Source organism: Nostoc mirabile CHAB5784 (assembly GCF_020829645.1).
In the GTDB taxonomy this organism is placed as follows: Bacteria; Cyanobacteriota; Cyanobacteriia; order Cyanobacteriales; family Nostocaceae; genus Nostoc; species Nostoc mirabile.
Genome location: NZ_JAIVFS010000042.1, coordinates 40,396 through 56,053, shown reverse-complemented (window position 1 = coordinate 56,053; position 15,658 = coordinate 40,396). Strand labels below are relative to the sequence as shown.

The 15,658-nt window shown below is 43.5% G+C and carries 12 protein-coding genes, 1 tRNA gene and 1 pseudogene; 8 read left to right on the top strand and 6 right to left on the bottom strand.

The genetic code is table 11. From position 1 onward, the window contains the following. Window positions 1–40 precede the first annotated feature (40 nt). From LC653_RS24325 to topA, 4 genes are all read right to left on the bottom strand, one after another. Entirely contained in the window at window positions 41–982 is a 942-nt protein-coding gene (locus LC653_RS24325; RefSeq protein WP_229497290.1) for an ADP-ribosylglycohydrolase family protein, read from the bottom strand. A gap of 204 nt (window positions 983–1,186) precedes the next feature. Beyond that, a complete protein-coding gene (gene aroQ, locus LC653_RS24320) occupies window positions 1,187–1,636 on the bottom strand; it encodes a type II 3-dehydroquinate dehydratase (RefSeq protein ID WP_229497302.1) in 450 nt (149 codons plus the stop codon). A gap of 22 nt (window positions 1,637–1,658) precedes the next feature. Continuing rightward, window positions 1,659–1,799, bottom strand: coding sequence for a hypothetical protein (locus LC653_RS24315; protein ID WP_167407621.1), 141 nt, complete (start codon window positions 1,797–1,799; stop codon window positions 1,659–1,661). 257 nt (window positions 1,800–2,056) lie between these two features. Next, window positions 2,057–4,708, bottom strand: a complete 2,652-nt coding sequence (gene topA / locus LC653_RS24310) for a type I DNA topoisomerase (RefSeq protein ID WP_229497289.1) — start codon at window positions 4,706–4,708, stop codon at window positions 2,057–2,059. Between the two features lie 488 nt (window positions 4,709–5,196). Between topA and LC653_RS24305 the strand changes: the two genes are divergently transcribed. Both LC653_RS24305 and LC653_RS24300 read left to right on the top strand, forming a co-directional pair. Continuing rightward, window positions 5,197–5,490, top strand: coding sequence for a DUF8820 family protein (locus LC653_RS24305; protein ID WP_193866988.1), 294 nt, complete (start codon window positions 5,197–5,199; stop codon window positions 5,488–5,490). Further along, window positions 5,477–6,511, top strand: coding sequence for a DUF6745 domain-containing protein (locus LC653_RS24300; protein WP_229497288.1), 1,035 nt, complete (start codon window positions 5,477–5,479; stop codon window positions 6,509–6,511). The genes LC653_RS24305 and LC653_RS24300 overlap by 14 nt, the downstream gene beginning before the upstream one ends. A 451-nt stretch (window positions 6,512–6,962) precedes the next feature. Here the strand turns inward: LC653_RS24300 and LC653_RS24295 are convergent, their stop codons facing one another. Continuing rightward, window positions 6,963–8,597 carry an iron uptake porin gene (locus LC653_RS24295; RefSeq protein WP_229497287.1) on the bottom strand — a complete coding sequence of 545 codons (1,635 nt, stop codon included), beginning with the start codon at window positions 8,595–8,597 and terminating at the stop codon, window positions 6,963–6,965. Between the two features lie 514 nt (window positions 8,598–9,111). Between LC653_RS24295 and LC653_RS24290 the strand changes: the two genes are divergently transcribed. The 6 genes and pseudogenes from LC653_RS24290 to LC653_RS47960 form a co-directional block, all read left to right on the top strand. Beyond that, the gene (locus tag LC653_RS24290) at window positions 9,112–10,059 is read left to right on the top strand and encodes a metal ABC transporter substrate-binding protein (RefSeq protein ID WP_308189134.1); all 948 of its coding nucleotides are present in this window, start codon (window positions 9,112–9,114) and stop codon (window positions 10,057–10,059) included. Window positions 10,060–10,151: 92 nt separating this feature from the next. Continuing rightward, window positions 10,152–10,928, top strand: a complete 777-nt coding sequence (locus LC653_RS24285; RefSeq protein ID WP_229497285.1) for a metal ABC transporter ATP-binding protein — start codon at window positions 10,152–10,154, stop codon at window positions 10,926–10,928. A 66-nt stretch (window positions 10,929–10,994) separates the two neighbouring features. After that, on the top strand, window positions 10,995–11,864 hold the full coding sequence (locus tag LC653_RS24280; RefSeq protein WP_229497301.1) for a metal ABC transporter permease: 870 nt from the start codon (window positions 10,995–10,997) through the stop codon (window positions 11,862–11,864). 74 nt (window positions 11,865–11,938) lie between these two features. Beyond that, a tRNA-Phe gene (locus LC653_RS24275) sits at window positions 11,939–12,011 on the top strand. 187 nt (window positions 12,012–12,198) lie between these two features. Then, window positions 12,199–13,353, top strand: coding sequence for a site-specific integrase (locus LC653_RS24270; protein ID WP_229497284.1), 1,155 nt, complete (start codon window positions 12,199–12,201; stop codon window positions 13,351–13,353). 24 nt (window positions 13,354–13,377) lie between these two features. After that, window positions 13,378–13,488: pseudogene (locus LC653_RS47960) on the top strand (IS5/IS1182 family transposase); the annotation flags it as partial. Between the two features lie 391 nt (window positions 13,489–13,879). On the opposite strand, the gene LC653_RS24260 reads toward LC653_RS47960, so the two are convergent. Beyond that, window positions 13,880–15,607 carry an Rqc2 family fibronectin-binding protein gene (locus LC653_RS24260; RefSeq protein WP_229497283.1) on the bottom strand — a complete coding sequence of 576 codons (1,728 nt, stop codon included), beginning with the start codon at window positions 15,605–15,607 and terminating at the stop codon, window positions 13,880–13,882. Window positions 15,608–15,658: the final 51 nt, after the last annotated feature.

The window sequence follows — 15,658 nt, the reverse complement described above, 5'->3', positions numbered from 1 at the left end:
TACGAATTACGAATTACGAATTACGAATTACGAATTATTGTTAACGCGACCGAATAACGCGAGGAGCTGCGTAAACTGAAAGTAAAGCCACCTCGCATCCTTCCTCTGTTAACTCCCTTGGATTTAAGGCAATATCATACACTCCTGACCACACCGCCACAAATGCATCGATCAATTTTAACATTTGGGAAAAGCTAGTTAGTCCCCATATTGGAGAATTCCTTTGCAAGAGCAAGACTTGCCAATTTACGGGAATTGCGCTTATACCGTTATATGCTCCTGATAAAGCACCAGTAATTACACCTGTAGCCTGTAAGCTTAGAGGCGTAGCATCTTGCACTTTAGAATTGCCATTGTAAGTAGCCCGCAAAACTGCCAGACGAAAGTCTTCCAAGGTACTCAAAAAGCAGTAAAATGCAATAGCAATAGTGTTACTGAGTTGTTCTTCCCTAGCAAACTCAGCTTGCGCCCTTGACAATCCCGCCCCTTGCTCTAATAAATTCTGAACTATTAATAATTTTTTTGGTATTGATGTCGGTGTTTCTGTGAGAAAAGAAATTGTTTGTGGGATGAGGGTTAGAGGGTTGAGTTTTTCAGTTAAGGCAAGAGCGATCGCATATCCTACTGCTAGTGTTCCATCCCTTACTACTGGGTCATCATCCCAGATTTTTAGGACATGCAGCAAGTTTTGTCGGAGCTTAATTGGATTTTCGTGAAAAAAAAGTGCTACTGGTAGTGTCGCAAGAATTATTTTTATCGATATGTCATTAGTTGCTGCTAAATGAAGAGATTCTTGTTGCTGACGCGCTATCCAATCATCTAAATCTAATCTACCCAACGCAATCAAACTCTCAGTACCTAGAACCGCCATTCTGCCCAAATCTAGGTAACTCTGAGACTGTATATCAGCAGTGGCTAAACTTCCCCCCAGGAATGCTCCGAGTAAAGTACCTCTAAACCGACTTATAGGAGAGTAACGCATAAATTATGTAGTTAAAACTGAGGAGTGAGGAGTTAATGAAATATTGCTAATTCCTAACTTTACTACCAACTAGCAATTCCTAACTCCTAACAGACGCGATTAATCGCGTCTCTCTTGTACAGACGCGATTAATCGCGTCTCTCTTGTACAGACGCGATTAATCGCGTCTCTCTTGTACAGACGCGATTAATCGCGTCTCTACTCCTAACTCCTAACTCTCAAATGATTCACCAAAGCTTGTAAGCCCAACAAGTAACTTTGTCCGCCAAAACCACTTATTTGCCCGATCGCTACTGGGGCGATGTACGAATGATGGCGAAAATCTTCCCGACGGTAAATATTACTCAGATGTACTTCGACTGTGGGCAAGTTAACAGCCGCGATCGCATCTCGCAATGCCACACTTGTGTGGGTATATGCCCCTGCATTAATCAAAATCCCATCATGTTGTCCTAATGCGCCATGAATAGTATCTACTAAAATTCCTTCATGATTTGACTGCACAGAAAAAACTTTCGCCTGTAACTTGAATCCCTCTTCTTCTAACAGGCGGTTAATTTCAGCTAGAGTCAAGGCACCATAAATTCCTGGTTCTCGTTGTCCTAGCAAATTTAAGTTTGGCCCATGCAGTGCCAGAATGCTTAAGGGTTGCAACGTCGAGTTGAGCACTTTGAGATTAGTGGCGACGACGCGAGCGATCGTTCACAGGAATCGGAATCAGTTCCGGTTCCGGTTCTGCCTCTGGCCCTAACAGGCTCTCAATTAGCCTCCGTGCTAATTCCTTAACCTTTTCCAGCACCTTTTCTATATAATCCATGAACTGACCGCTCCTGAGATACTACCTCAATTTTTGATTAACAGGTACGCAGAAAATGGCATATTTTCGCACCTCTGGCTTCCAAACGGGCTGATACACAATTCCCTATTTGGGACATAAGCCACTTCTAAAATTTGGCATTGTGTTTTCCCTTACTTTTTAGAGTATCACACTTGCACCTACCGAACTGCATCCTATCAAGGATGGATATCAAGGGTCAATAGTTAAGGATCGGACTTTGGACTCTTAACTTGCAATTAACCTTCTGTCCCCTTTTTTTTCGTAGCCGTCGTTGATGACTTAGCAGTTGACTTAGATTTGGAACTCGTTGATTTACTCGTTTTCCGAGTCGATTTTGCTGTCGATGCTTTAGCTGACAACAAGTTCAGCGCCTCAGGTAGGGTTATATTTTCTACCGTTTGACCTTCTGGGATACTCACATTAGTTTTGCCATGCTTGATGTAAGGGCCATAAGGGCCATCGTAGATGTTAATTGTTTCTCCATCATCTGGATGTGTACCCAATTCGCGTAAGGCTGCCTTGGACTTGCTGTTGGTGGAACTGCGTCCCTTTTTTGGCTCAGACAATAATTCCAATGCACGTTCTAAGCTAATTGTCAATACATTATCAGCAACTTTCAGGGAACGGTAGTCTTTCCCCTCCTTACCTTGGTCATGAACCACATAAGGGCCAAAGCGCCCCAAACTTGCTTGGATTTTGCCGCCAGTGCCTGGATGAACTCCTAATGTCCGGGGTAGTGCCAACAGACCAACAGCCATTTCCAGGGTAACGGTTTCTGGGGTGACACCTTTGAGTAGGGAGGCTTGTTTCGGTTTGGGGTTTTCGTCGGTTTTGTCACCCAATTGGACATAAGGCCCATAAGCACCAATTTTCACATAAATCGGTTCGCCAGTTTCGGGATGCCGACCTACCTGGTCAGGCCCTGTGATTTTTTGTCGCAGCAATACTTCTACCTGTTTGGGGTCGAGGTCGGCTGGTGTCAGGTCTTTGGGAATTGAAGCGGTGATAACTCCGTCACCATTTTCGACTTCAATGTAGGGGCCATATTTCCCAATGCGGACTTTGGCATCTAGATTCTCCAGTTCTACAGTCCTAGCTGTGGTGGCATCAATTTGACTTTCTCGTTCTTTTACCAGGGTTTCCAGCCCTTTTTCTCCCAGATAGAATTGCTGCAAGTAGGGTAGCCATTTTGCTTCACCTGTGGCAATGTCATCAAGGGTTTGCTCCATCTTCGAGGTGAAACTGGGATCAACGATGTCCGGGAAATGTTTTTCCAGCAAGTCGGTGACGGCGAAAGCGGTGAAGGTAGGAATAAGAGCGTTACTCACCAAATGGGCATAACCCTTATCAATGATGGTGCCAATGATGCTGGCGTAGGTACTGGGACGACCGATACCTTCGCTTTCTAAGGTTTTTACTAAAGTTGCTTCGGTGTATCTAGCTGGCGGTTGGGTTTCGTGCCCAACTGCTTCTAAGTCTGTACAATTCGGATGATCTCCCACCTTTAGATTCGGCAAAATCACTTCCTGGTCTTCCAGTGCTGCTTCTGGGTCGTCTGAACCTTCGACGTAGGCACGTAAGTATCCTGGAAATTCAATCCGTTTGCCAGAAGAACGAAATCCAGCATCCTCGACTTGCAATTGCACGGTAATTTGAGTTTGGCGAGAATCAGCCATTTGACAAGCAACAGTCCGCTTCCAAATCAGATCGTAAACGGCAAGTTCCCGACCGCCCAAACCAGTTTCTTGAGGCGTGCGAAAACTGCTACCTGCTGGACGAATTGCTTCGTGCGCCTCTTGTGCGCCTTTAGATTTGGTGGTGTATTGCCGAGGTTGGGGACTGAGGTATTGTTGACCGTAGAGCTTTTCTACACAACTCCGAGCAGCTGCGATCGCTTGATCTGACAAATGTACCGAATCTGTCCGCATATAGGTAATATACCCCTGCTCGTACAAATTCTGGGCAACCCGCATTGTGTCACGGGCTGACAGGCGCAGCTTCCGGTTAGATTCTTGTTGCAACGTCGAGGTGGTAAACGGTGGCGACGGTTTGCGCGTCACTGGCCGTTCCTCGATGTCAGTAACACTCCAGGTTTTCCCAGTTAGGCGTTCCTTGAGGGCTACCGCTTGGTCTTCGTTGAGCAACAAGACATTGCGACCTGCGGTAATTTGTCCGGTCGTTGCGTCAAAATCGCTGCCGTTAGCGATTTTGGTTCCTGCCAGTGTTACCAACTGGGCAGCAAAGGGGGGTTTTTCCTTTGAGAAACTGGCTTTCAAATCCCAGTACGTACCCTCATGGAAAGCGCGGCGTTGGCGTTCCCTAGTGACTAAAAGCCGCACGGCTACAGATTGCACTCGCCCAGCAGATAATCCCCAGGCGATTTTTTTCCATAGCAGTGGAGACAGGGTATAGCCCACCAGTCGATCTAAAATCCGCCGTGTTTCTTGGGCGCGAACCAACTGCTCATCGATATTGCGGCAGTTTTTCAGAGCTTTTTTGATAGCCTCTTCGGTTATTTCGTGAAACACCATCCGTTTAGTCAGAACTTTCGGCTTCAGCAATTGGTATAAATGCCAACTAATGCTTTCGCCTTCCCGGTCTTCGTCCGTTGCCAGAATCAGTTCATCTACATCTTTGAGGGCTTCTTTAAGCTGGGTGACAATTTTCTTTTTGTCTTTCGGGACAACATATACCGGTTCAAAGTCGGCATCCACATTTACCCCTAGCTGCGCCCATGATTCCCCTTTGACGGCAGCGGGAATTTCACTAGCCGACTGGGGGAGGTCACGCACATGACCCATAGACGCCTCCACCCGATAGCTTGATGGCAGGTAGTTGCGAATGGTACGAGCTTTGGCTGGAGATTCGACGATGACGAGAGTTGACATGGAAATTTCAATAAAAAGAAGAGCTACTAAGCTAAACAGTCAAATTGAGGTAATTTTTGCAAATTGTCAAGATAAAAGGTCACGCTTAGGGCGGTGATTTAATCCTCACATAAACTGCCTGCTTGGGAGAAAATTCGCTGAACTTATTGCCCAGTCTATCCCAGAGGTTAGGGCAGGGAAACGCTGGGTGTGAATTTCCAGCTATTTCAATCTTTAACTTATCTAACGCATAATTGGCGACTACAGTTTTCAAAATCTCATTGGGGAATGGGGAGTGGGGAGTGGGGAGTGGGGAGTGGGGGATGAGGGAGCAGGGGGAGAAATCAATTCAAAATTCAAAATTCAAAATTCAAAATTAAAGAACTTCTGCCTCCTGCCTCCTACGCCCAATGCCCAATGCCCAATCCCTAAGAGCTTGTGCCAAAATTAAACCAAACTTGAGAGCAAAAGCGAAGTGGGGTTTGTACCCATGCCAGGAAAGCAAAACTATGAAACCGATTCGTCAAGGTGATGTAATCTTACTGCCTGTGCAGCAAATTGAAGGACAAAAAATACCTCACTTAACTTTGGCAGAAGGCGAAGTTACGGGGCATAAGCATCGCATTACTGAGGGAAACGCAGAATTATACGAAAAAGATAGCACACTCTATTTGCGTGTGTTTTCAGAGTCGGCATTGCTTGCCCATGAGGAGCATAAAGCTATTTCTATTCCCCAAGGTGACTGGATGGTGAAAATTCAGAGGGAATACGAGCCTGAAGGTTGGCGATATGTCGCTGATTGAAAAGTTAACGCCTGAGCAAGAGGCTTTGATTCCAGTTTATCGCCAGAAGTGGAGAGCGATCGCACTTTCAACTGAGCGAATTGATCGGGGAAAAGCGGCGGAAGCGGTAAAAGCTGGGTATATAGCAATTCGTAAACAAGAGCCTGAAATTATTTTTTGTGATAGTCCGTATGCTGGTCTAAAAATTGTTATTCAAAGACAATTAAAGCAGCGATTAAATACTGAATTCTACCAGCAGTTATTGTACGAATTTAGAAATGAAGTAAGCGAACAACTAGCATATCAGCTAGACAGCCAAGTTATGAACCAAATACTTACGATTGTACCACCAGATTTAAACATATTGGAAGACATATTAAGAGGCGAATTAAAAATTCAACTTCAAGAGGCAACTAATCTTCGTAGTCCTTGGTTTAAAGCTCAATTATATTCGTGCGCGTGCAGTTACTTAGATTTTTATATTTCGGTCTTAAATTGCTCTTACAACCAAATAAAATGGCAAGCTTTGCAGTCGCTACTAAAGTATTGTAGCTGGATTTTGCCTTACGAAAAAATTTGTATAGTATGCGATCGCCCCCTTCATTTGCGCTTCGACAATCAAAATCGTCTCCATGCTGAGGGCGAACCCGCGATTGAATTTATTGATGGATATAGCCTCTACTCTTACCACGGCGTAACTTTGCCTGGAAAATATGGTAAAATGCACCCGCAGCAATGGCAATCTCAGTGGCTTTTATCGGAGGAAAACGCCGAACTACGACGAGTGTTAATTCAGGGTATTGGTTACGCCCGAATTTGCCAAGAATTACAAGCTATCGAATTAGATTTTTGGCAAGAATATACTCTACTAATAATAGATAATGATGTAGATGAAGAACCAATTTACTTATTAAAAATGACTTGCCCCAGTACAGGGTTTATTCACGTCTTGCGAGTTCCACCGAATATAAACTCAGCGCGTGAAGCAATTCGCTGGGTAAATTGGGGAATAGAACCAGAAGAATTTGCTGTGCAAACATAATTGCTTAAAGGACTTTCACCATTTAGAACCCAATACAGTTCAGTTAGCGTCAAAAACCATAAACTGCTCCCGGTTGGGTTGTAGCAATATCCCCGTAGGGGCAGGGCTATTTCATTCTCCGAAAAGCCCGCCTCAGAATGAATTCTGAGTCTAATAGCGAAAGTAATCTTTAGATGACTGAGAAAAGGTTCTAGTCCGTTTTAACGGACTTTAGCTAAAAGCCAAAGAACTTTAGTTTTGGGCGGTTTATGTATACAGGACTTACGCAAAGTCTACGAATTCTCGGCGCTCTTGGCGTCTTGGCGGTTCGATAAATTAAGCTTTTTAGCAATTTTTGCGTAAGTCCTGGTATAGAATGAAATAGCCCTACCGTAGGGGTACGAAGTGAAACCCTCACACAAAACAAAAGACGCAAATGTTAAATTTGCGTCTTCTTTGGAGATTTTGAAAATTAGAAACTGAATGTAGTTCTCAGTGTGCCAATAACAACATCATCGTTGTCATTGTTATGATCTGGGGATGTTAACCAGATGACTCCTGGGGTAATGGTGATATTGTCACTCAGCTTATACTGGTAGAACCCCTCAAGATGATAGGATGTATCAGGATCACTATCCAATCCTGCGATGTTGGAGCTTGTTACTTTCGGCTCCACACCAGCGATGATACCTGCTAAGTTACCTTCTTTACCAAGGTCGGGAAAGCCGAGAGTGACGGCATAGTTCCAAATGTCAGCCTCTCCACGGTTCCCATTTAATGTGCGGCTGTTGGTGTATCCAGCCCAACCACCCAAGACTATGTTATTAGTGATGCCGATGGATGCTTGGACACCGTAAGAATTACTGGAAAATGCTACTTCCTCTTCCGGTAAAGCCTGGATAGTTGCTATATTCTGAAATGTTGCCGCATTGCTACCAGTGAGTAGTGGCTGATTGTAAGAATTGATGTAAGTTAAACCAATAGTAATGCGATCGCTTGGTTTAACAGTCAACTGTGCTAGCGCACCGTAAGAACCATTAAACAAACCATTATTGGGGGTAGGGTTATTAGCTGTACCACTCAAATACCCTAGACTTAGTGCCAATTTGTCACCGAACTCGTGCGTTACTCCCAACCCCGCGCCGCCTATCTGATAATAAATTGGGTTGCGTGTACCAAAGGTGGACAAAGCACCAAAAGCACCATCACCGTCAAAGAGATTAACAGTACTGGTCAGGTCATCTGCTGCACCTGCGTTGGCAATAGCGATAACCTCTGTTCTTTCGCCCAACGGAAATCTGTAGAACAGTGCATCTATAGAAGCATTATTATTAGCTTCTGCACCACTATCACCACTGGCAAAAAACAAGTTACCCTCTAGGGTGTTAATGTTAGGGCTAACAATATTATTAGTTTGGATTCTGGTGAACAGCGTATCTTGTCCTGTGAAGCTGGTCACAAGTTCTATCCGCGCCCGTACCCCTAAAGTTGTATTCTCGTCTGTAATTTCCTCACCGTTGACTGTATTTCCTGACAAAACATCACTGACGACTGCGACAACTTGTCCTTGCAGTTTGGTTGTGGTTGAGAACTGATTCGCCTCTAATTCAGCAGTGCGTGCTTCGACTGCATCTACACGACCTCGGAGTGTCGCTAGTTCGGCTGAAAAATCTTCTTGCAGCTTTTGTAATGTGGCTAAATCTTGTTTGTTAAGTAAGTCGCCAGTGGCTGTAGCAATAAGTTCGTTAACCCGATCGAGGCAAGCATTCAAACCAGCCGCAAACTCATATCGCGTTAATGCCCGATTACCACGATAAGTGCTATTTGGGTATCCTGCAATACAGCCATAGCGCTCAACTAAGGATTGCAACGCTTGAAATGCCCAGTCGGTGGGTTGTACGTCGGAAAATTGAGACACGGAGGTAACTTGCGCCATTGGATGAGCTGGCGCTATGTTCGTAGCTCTTGTATCTGGATTAGCTGAAACTTGCGGTTGATTGATTTCAGACTTACCCGATGTTTCACCTGCAAATGTAGCAGTATTAAAAAATAGTATGACACCGCAGACTGCTGGACTAACTAGCAGATATTTCCAGAATTTTTGCATTTCTCTCCTCACACTGATCTCCAACTCACACCCAAACCACGTTTTTTTAAACGTGTATTTTATGAGAATATTTCTCAGCAATTTTATCAGAAGTAAGCAACCTTTTTAACAAAAAAAGTCAAGAAATCCTAATTATTCAGGGAAAACTAATAGGACTTACGCAGTGAAAACCTGAAACCTCGATCCCCCCTAACCCCCCGATAAATTGGGGGGGATCTGAAAAGCCCCCTTTTTAAGGGGGTTGGGGGATCTCTTCTGCGTAAGTCCTAACTAAATTGCAGAGGGCTGTACCGTCTGAAAAAGTTTTGTTGTTACTCATTACACAGGAAACCCAGAATGATATTATGTACCTAAAATGAGAATGAGAATTATTATAGTATAAAGTTGTCAATAGGAATTATGACAGAGGCAGAGTCAGCATCCGTTTTGAGGAGAAAATACCGTGATTGTGAATTGGAGAGAAATTAGAACAGGCAGGCAAAGAAGCGGCATCTTGCCCATAATTGCTTTGCTGATGTTGTCAATGGCTGCTGGCTGTAGCCAATCGAATCCGAATCAGGGAACAACTTCCGAACAGTCGCCGCAAGCACAGGAAGCTGCCTCTACCCCATCGGTGCAGCCGGGAAAAACTAAAGTAGTGACAACATTTTTGCCGATATATTTGTTTACTAAGGCAGTAGCTGGAAATGTGGCAGATGTAGAAATTCTAGTGCCACCTGGTACGGAGGTGCATGAATACCAAGCGACACCACAAAATGTCAAAGCGATCGCTACTGCAAATGTGTTAGTAAAAAATGGTTTAGGTTTGGAGGAATTTCTGGAAAATACTGTCAAAAATGCCCAAAATCCCAAATTAGCCGAAATTGATGCTAGTAAAGGTATTAAACCCTTAAATGAAATTTCACCCGTTGTAAAAACGGCCCAAGAGGAAGAAGACCACGACCATGAACACGTCCAAGGTAATCCTCACGTTTGGTTAGATCCAGTTTTGGCAAAACAGCAGGTAACTAATATTCGGGATGGATTAATTGCTGCTGACCCAGCGAACAAAGCAACTTATGAGGCGAATGCTGCGACTTATATTAAAGAATTAGAAAGTTTAAACAGCGAATTTCAGCAGACTTTGCAGAAAACTCCTAGTTGTACCTTTATTACCTTTCATGATGCATTTCCATATTTAGCTCAACGCTATAACCTCAAGCAAGTTGCTGTGGTACAAATTCCCGAAGATCAACTTTCACCAACGGATGTGCAAAATGCAGTCAATGCAGTGAAAAAGTACAACGTTAAAGCTTTATTTAGTGAACCAGGAGTAGATAACAAACTTCTATCTAGCCTCTCCAAAGACTTGAAGTTAACTTTGCGTCCTCTGGATTCTCTGGAAACTGGCGAAACAGATCCACAGCATTATTTCAAGGCTATGAAAGCTAACTTGCAAACTCTGCAAACGGGATGTAAATAGGTTTGTCATTTGTCAGTTGTCCTTTGTCCTTTGCAAATGACCAATGACTAATGACCAATGACCAATGACCAATGACTAATGACCAATGACCAATGACTAATGACATTGCTATTTTGAAAGTAGAAGGATTAACTGTCTATCAAGGCAACTATCTAGCTGTTCAAGATGTTTCTTTTGAATTATTGCCAGGAACAGATACAGCCATCGTCGGCCCCAATGGTGCTGGTAAAAGTACTCTGGTAAAAGCGGTTTTAGATTTGATCCCTCGAAATGCTGGCACGATTGAAATTTTAGGTCGTCCAATTGCAAGGCTGGGGCGTTTACGTCACCTGTTAGGCTATATGCCGCAAAACTTCATCTTTGACCGTAGCTTTCCCATTTCTGTCAGCGAGTTAGTAGGACTTGGATGGGACAAGGAAGCGAAAAAAGGGGATTTATTTTTCTCTCGGCTGTGGAGACAAGACCGAGAAAAATCGGCAGCAGTAGGAGAAGCTTTACGGCGAACGGATGCTTATCATTTACAGCATCAAGCTATTGGTACTCTTAGCGGTGGTCAACTCAAGCGGGTTTTATTGGCTTATTGTTTGGTAATGCGTCGCAAACTCTTGGTACTAGATGAAGCCTTTGCTGGTGTTGATGTGCAAGGTTCAGCAGATTTTTACGCTTTGCTAAATGAATTAAAGCGGGAGGAGGGTTGGACGGTATTGCAAGTTTCTCATGATATTGATATGGTAAATCGCCATTGCGATCGCGTGCTTTGCCTGAACCAAAGCATTGTTTGTACTGGTAAGCCAGAAATTGCCCTTTCACCGCAAAACCTGTTAGCAACCTACGGCCCAGGTTTTAGCCGTTACCAGCACCAACATTAAAATAATTCGTAATTCGTAATTCGTAATTCGTAATTAAACTCCCAGAATTAGTTAATGTCCATAAGTATGAATTTCTTCAGTGATTGTCAGATAGCAAGGCTTGCGATCGCCAGTAGCAATGACTTGGTAAGCTTGTTAACATTCCCTTTTATGCAGCGTGCGATCGTCGGTGCTGTGTTAATGGGAATACTTGGCGGGATGTTGGGTAGTTTTGTCACCTTGCGCCAGTTGTCCTTTTTCAGCCACGCGGTTGGTCATGCGGCATTAGTAGGTGTGGCGTTAGGTGTGCTGCTACAAATAAATCCGACTTGGATGCTGTTACCTTTTACCTTGGTTTTTGGGGTTATTGTCCTCTACTTTATCGACAAAACCGACTTAGGTAGTGATAGCGTCCTTAGCATAGTGCTATCTGGGGCATTAGCGATCGGTGTGATTCTCACTAGCCTAATTAAAGGATATCGTGGCAACTTGATGGCTGTGCTGTTCGGCGATATTCTAGCGATCGATACCACAGATTTGATTTTGACGCTGCTTGTACTTGTGGGAGGTAGCATATTTTTACTATCAACCCTGCAGCAGCAAATTTTATTGACCCTTAACCCCGATGTAGCGCAAGTTCAAGGTATTCCTGTCCAGTTGTACCGCTATGTCTTTGTGGTCTTGCTTTCACTCGCCGTTGCTGTAGCAATTAAAGCTGTCGGCGTTTTACTGGTGAACGCCTTTTTGGTGATTCCCGCCTCCACCGCCAAACTGATGAGTCACCACTTTAGCCGCTTTCTAATCATGTCGGTGATAGTTGGTTCCATTAGCAGCATTGCTGGCATCATTGTGTCAGGTATTTTCAACTTTGCTTCTGGCCCAAGTATTGTTCTTGTTCAATTTCTGCTATTTGTAGCCGTTTTCATCTGGTTTAAGTTGAGGTTAACAACTGCATAAATATTTTTCTCCAGAGACTTGCTATATTCTTGGATGTTTGCTACATTAATTAATCGTGGCTCACAAAAGCCCCAGCCGGGATAGCTCAGTTGGTAGAGCAGAGGACTGAAAATCCTCGTGTCACCGGTTCAAGTCCGGTTCCTGGCATTAGATTAAACCCCTTGAAATAATTAGATTTCAAGGGGTTTGTTGTTTGTAGTTACTAGCTTATGTAGAACTACTATTGTAACTTTGACTTAAATTTTGGACATTTTTGGATACCTTTAGATAGAAAATGGGTGTAAAATGGGTGTAAACAAGCTAGAGCAGAGGAATAATTACACCTAATAAACCTATGTTCTCCAAAACTCCTACAGGGCGGGCATCTAAGGGTTCTGTATCTATCCTTAACTCTAATGATCGGTTACAGTTGCGATTTAGATATAAGAGCAAGCGTTACTACATCTCTACTGGTTTAGCGGATACTCCAAGTAACCGAAAATTGGCTGAACTTAAGGCATCTGAGATTGAGAAAGATATACTCTGTGAGCAATTGGACTTAACTCTAGAGAAGTACCAACCTCAATCTGTGCTAAGTACGATTACACCCATTACACCCATTAAGAAGCCCAAACCGCAGTTAGATCAAATTTGGGATAAATATAGCGAGTTTAAGAAACCGCAAATTAGTCCTAGTACCTATGCTAAAGACTTTGGCAAGCATCGAAATCACATCGCTAAGTTACCAACGCGATCGCTAGATGAAGCATCGGCTATTTTCGACTATCTATTGGCAAATTTAACTCCAGATGCCGCAAAGCGTTGTTTGACTCAATTCAAAGCTTGCTGTAATTGGGCAATGGAAGAGGGTTTAATCGAGAGTAACCCTTTTACTGCTATAAAAATTAAAGTACCATTAGGTGCTACTGAGGAACAAGATATTAATCCCTTCAGTAAAGAAGAAAGAGATTTAATTATTCGTACTTTTGCTGGCGATCGCCACTATGGTCACTACACTAACTATGTGCGCTTCCTTTTTTATACAGGATGTCGTCCATCAGAAGCAGTTGGATTGAAATGGAAGCACATTACAAATAGTGTGATCCAGTTTCGGGAATCTGTTGTTGTTTCTGAAGAAGGTTTACTCCTCAAAGATGGACTGAAAACCCAAAGAAAACGAGATTTTCCAATTAATTCAGAATTACAGTCGATTTTAGATGAGATTAGACCTGAAGAAGATAATCCCGAATCACTGGTTTTTCCCAGTCCAAAAGGGAAATTTATCGACCATCACAACTTTTCTAACCGTGCATGGAAGGCAATCTTAACCAAATGCAGCGTCCTTTATCGCAAAAGCTACCAGACACGACATACCTTTATCAGCTTATGTGTAGAATCACACATTAACAGCACAGCGATCGGTAGATGGACTGGAACTTCGGCAAAGATGATTGACAATCACTATGGTGCAACTAACTTTACCAATCTTAGACCACCTGAACTTTTCTAAACGGAATTTAGAAATTAATGATGCTGGCTCAATTGGTGTCGGCGTTTGAGTCAGGACTATGAACGTCTTCCTGAAACCTCAGAGACATTGATCTATATTGCCATGATTCGTATTATGGTCAGACGACTGGCATGATTTTTAACTAGTTTCGACTTTCAAAACATCCTGTAACTATTAAGATGCTCAAAAAATACTCAAAGTGCTTGTATTGAGATATCGCATAAGCACTTAAAAAACAAAAAGACCAGCCTCCCACAGCTGGTCTGGAAAATTTTTTTGCGTTGTCTTCTCAAGAGAGTTAAAACCCAATTGCGCGTTCCCAAAATGCAACGGGCAACTTTTCTTAACAATATTGTAACAGTCAACACAGATTTTTCGTGAAACTTCATCAAAAAAAGATACGAACAAAGCTTAAAAGCTTCTATCCATCAGGATAATTCAGCAAATCACAGGGTAGAAAAGGAGGGGAGTAGGGAAGCAGGGGAAGCAGGGGAAGAATTCTTAATTTTTGACAAATGACAAATGACTAATGACTAATGACGATTTGTGGTTTTCCCCAGAGGATGCTCTCTTGCTTGTAAATTGCAATTCCCGGTTTTGCTCCTTTGGGTTTGTAGACGTGTTTTAGCTGAGTGTAAACTACTGGGACTTGATCGCTCTGACGGGCGCGACTGTAGTAGGCGGCAAGATTAGCTACAAATTGCAAATCAGCTTCTTCTGCAACAGCACCGGGTTCTAGGCGTAGTAGCAGATGGCTCCCTGGAATTTCTTGAGCGTGGAACCATAAGTCATAATCCCCGGCTACACGAAAGGTCAATTGGTCATTTTGGCGATTGTTGCGACCGATTAATACTTCAAAGCCGTTGGGGGTAAGGTAACGATGAAAGTTGGTGCTGGGGGGTTCATTGGCGCTGCTCTTGCGGTATTCTGGATCTTCTAGATACTTTTGCCCAATCAACTCTTCGCGGATTTCTTCTAAAGCTCGCAAATCTTCTGCTGTTTGATAGGTGTCTATTTGGCTGATCGCAGCTTCTACTTGTTCTAAATACTCAATTTCTGTCTGCACTTCTAACAGTAGCGGTTCCACGGCAGCACGAGCGCGTTTGAGCTTTTGGTGCTGTTTGTAAAGACTTTGGGCATTTTGGACGGCATTTTTATCTGGCAACAGAGCGATCGCTACTGGCAAATTTGTATCAAAATCAGCAAGGATAATTTCTTTCATCCCCGGTTGCCAGTTTTGCAGGTGAGCCATCAATAAATCAGCTTTCTGTCGATACTCATCAGCTTGATCTGATTGCTGCAAGCGCGTCTTAAAGGTTTGAGCCTTATTCCGTAATTTCGCCAGAATATTATTCAATTTCTGACTCAACTGATGGCGCAATTGTAAAAATAACTGTTGGTCAATTTGGTTACTGTAGTAGTGGTTGAGTAACTCCTGGATATCTTTGACGTTTTCAACTGCACCCCAACCCATTACAGTGTAGCCATCTTTTGTCCAAGCGGGTTGAAACTTACTGGAATTCAAAGCTTGCAGCCATTCTTGCCAACGTTCAAATAGCCGTCGCCAGTCGTCGGGGTTGAGAGTATCGGTGGATGTTTCTGGTGCGATATTTGCTTCTAGCAGCATTAATTCCAGTAGTGCAGCACTCAAGCCACTATAACTTTTCAGCAATTGCCGCTTGATTGCTCCTGGCACTAAACTTACCCGTTCTTGCCAACGTTCTTGGGATTCGTTCAAACTGGGGACAGTCCCAGTCAGTTTCGGTGGTGTTTCATAAGGTTGTCCGGTTTGGATGGGACGGACACTAGATTGTTGCTGACTGACTTGATGGGCAGCAGTGATAATTATATTGTTGGCATCGGTGAGAATGACGTTGCTATACTTGCCCATGATTTCTGCATAGACATGATATAGGGCGGTTTCTCCAGGACGACGGGCAAATTGCAAATCAATAACACGCTCCCAAGGGGCGATCGCTTCAATAGCTACCAGTGCTAAACCACTCAATTGGTGTATTAATTGTTGGCTAAAGGTAAAGGTATCTGGCGATCGCGGTGGTGGATCGCCGATACAAATATGTGCAGCTTGGGGATGCCAAGAAATTTGTAGCCAATCTCGCTGTTTCAGGGTGCGTAATGCCATAGCAATCGTGTAGCGATCGCGCTGGTAAACCTGTTCTAAGCGTGATGGTAGCCAGTTAGCGCGGATTTCGCTACAAGCAGCTGTGAGAGTGGTAAAGTCAACTGGTTGCAAAGCGATTAGTTATTAAGATTCAAATGGTAGCGATCGCTATGCTTTTATCTT

Coding starts and splice junctions, on each gene's coding strand:
- LC653_RS24325 (WP_229497290.1), bottom strand. CDS start 982: ATGCGTTACTCTCCTATAAGTCGGTTTAGAGGTACTTTACTCGGAGCA.
- LC653_RS24315 (WP_167407621.1), bottom strand. CDS start 1,799: ATGGATTATATAGAAAAGGTGCTGGAAAAGGTTAAGGAATTAGCACGG.
- topA (WP_229497289.1), bottom strand. CDS start 4,708: ATGTCAACTCTCGTCATCGTCGAATCTCCAGCCAAAGCTCGTACCATT.
- LC653_RS24305 (WP_193866988.1), top strand. CDS start 5,197: ATGAAACCGATTCGTCAAGGTGATGTAATCTTACTGCCTGTGCAGCAA.
- LC653_RS24300 (WP_229497288.1), top strand. CDS start 5,477: ATGTCGCTGATTGAAAAGTTAACGCCTGAGCAAGAGGCTTTGATTCCA.
- LC653_RS24295 (WP_229497287.1), bottom strand. CDS start 8,597: ATGCAAAAATTCTGGAAATATCTGCTAGTTAGTCCAGCAGTCTGCGGT.
- LC653_RS24290 (WP_308189134.1), top strand. CDS start 9,112: ATGTTGTCAATGGCTGCTGGCTGTAGCCAATCGAATCCGAATCAGGGA.
- LC653_RS24285 (WP_229497285.1), top strand. CDS start 10,152: ATGACTAATGACATTGCTATTTTGAAAGTAGAAGGATTAACTGTCTAT.
- LC653_RS24280 (WP_229497301.1), top strand. CDS start 10,995: ATGAATTTCTTCAGTGATTGTCAGATAGCAAGGCTTGCGATCGCCAGT.
- LC653_RS24270 (WP_229497284.1), top strand. CDS start 12,199: ATGTTCTCCAAAACTCCTACAGGGCGGGCATCTAAGGGTTCTGTATCT.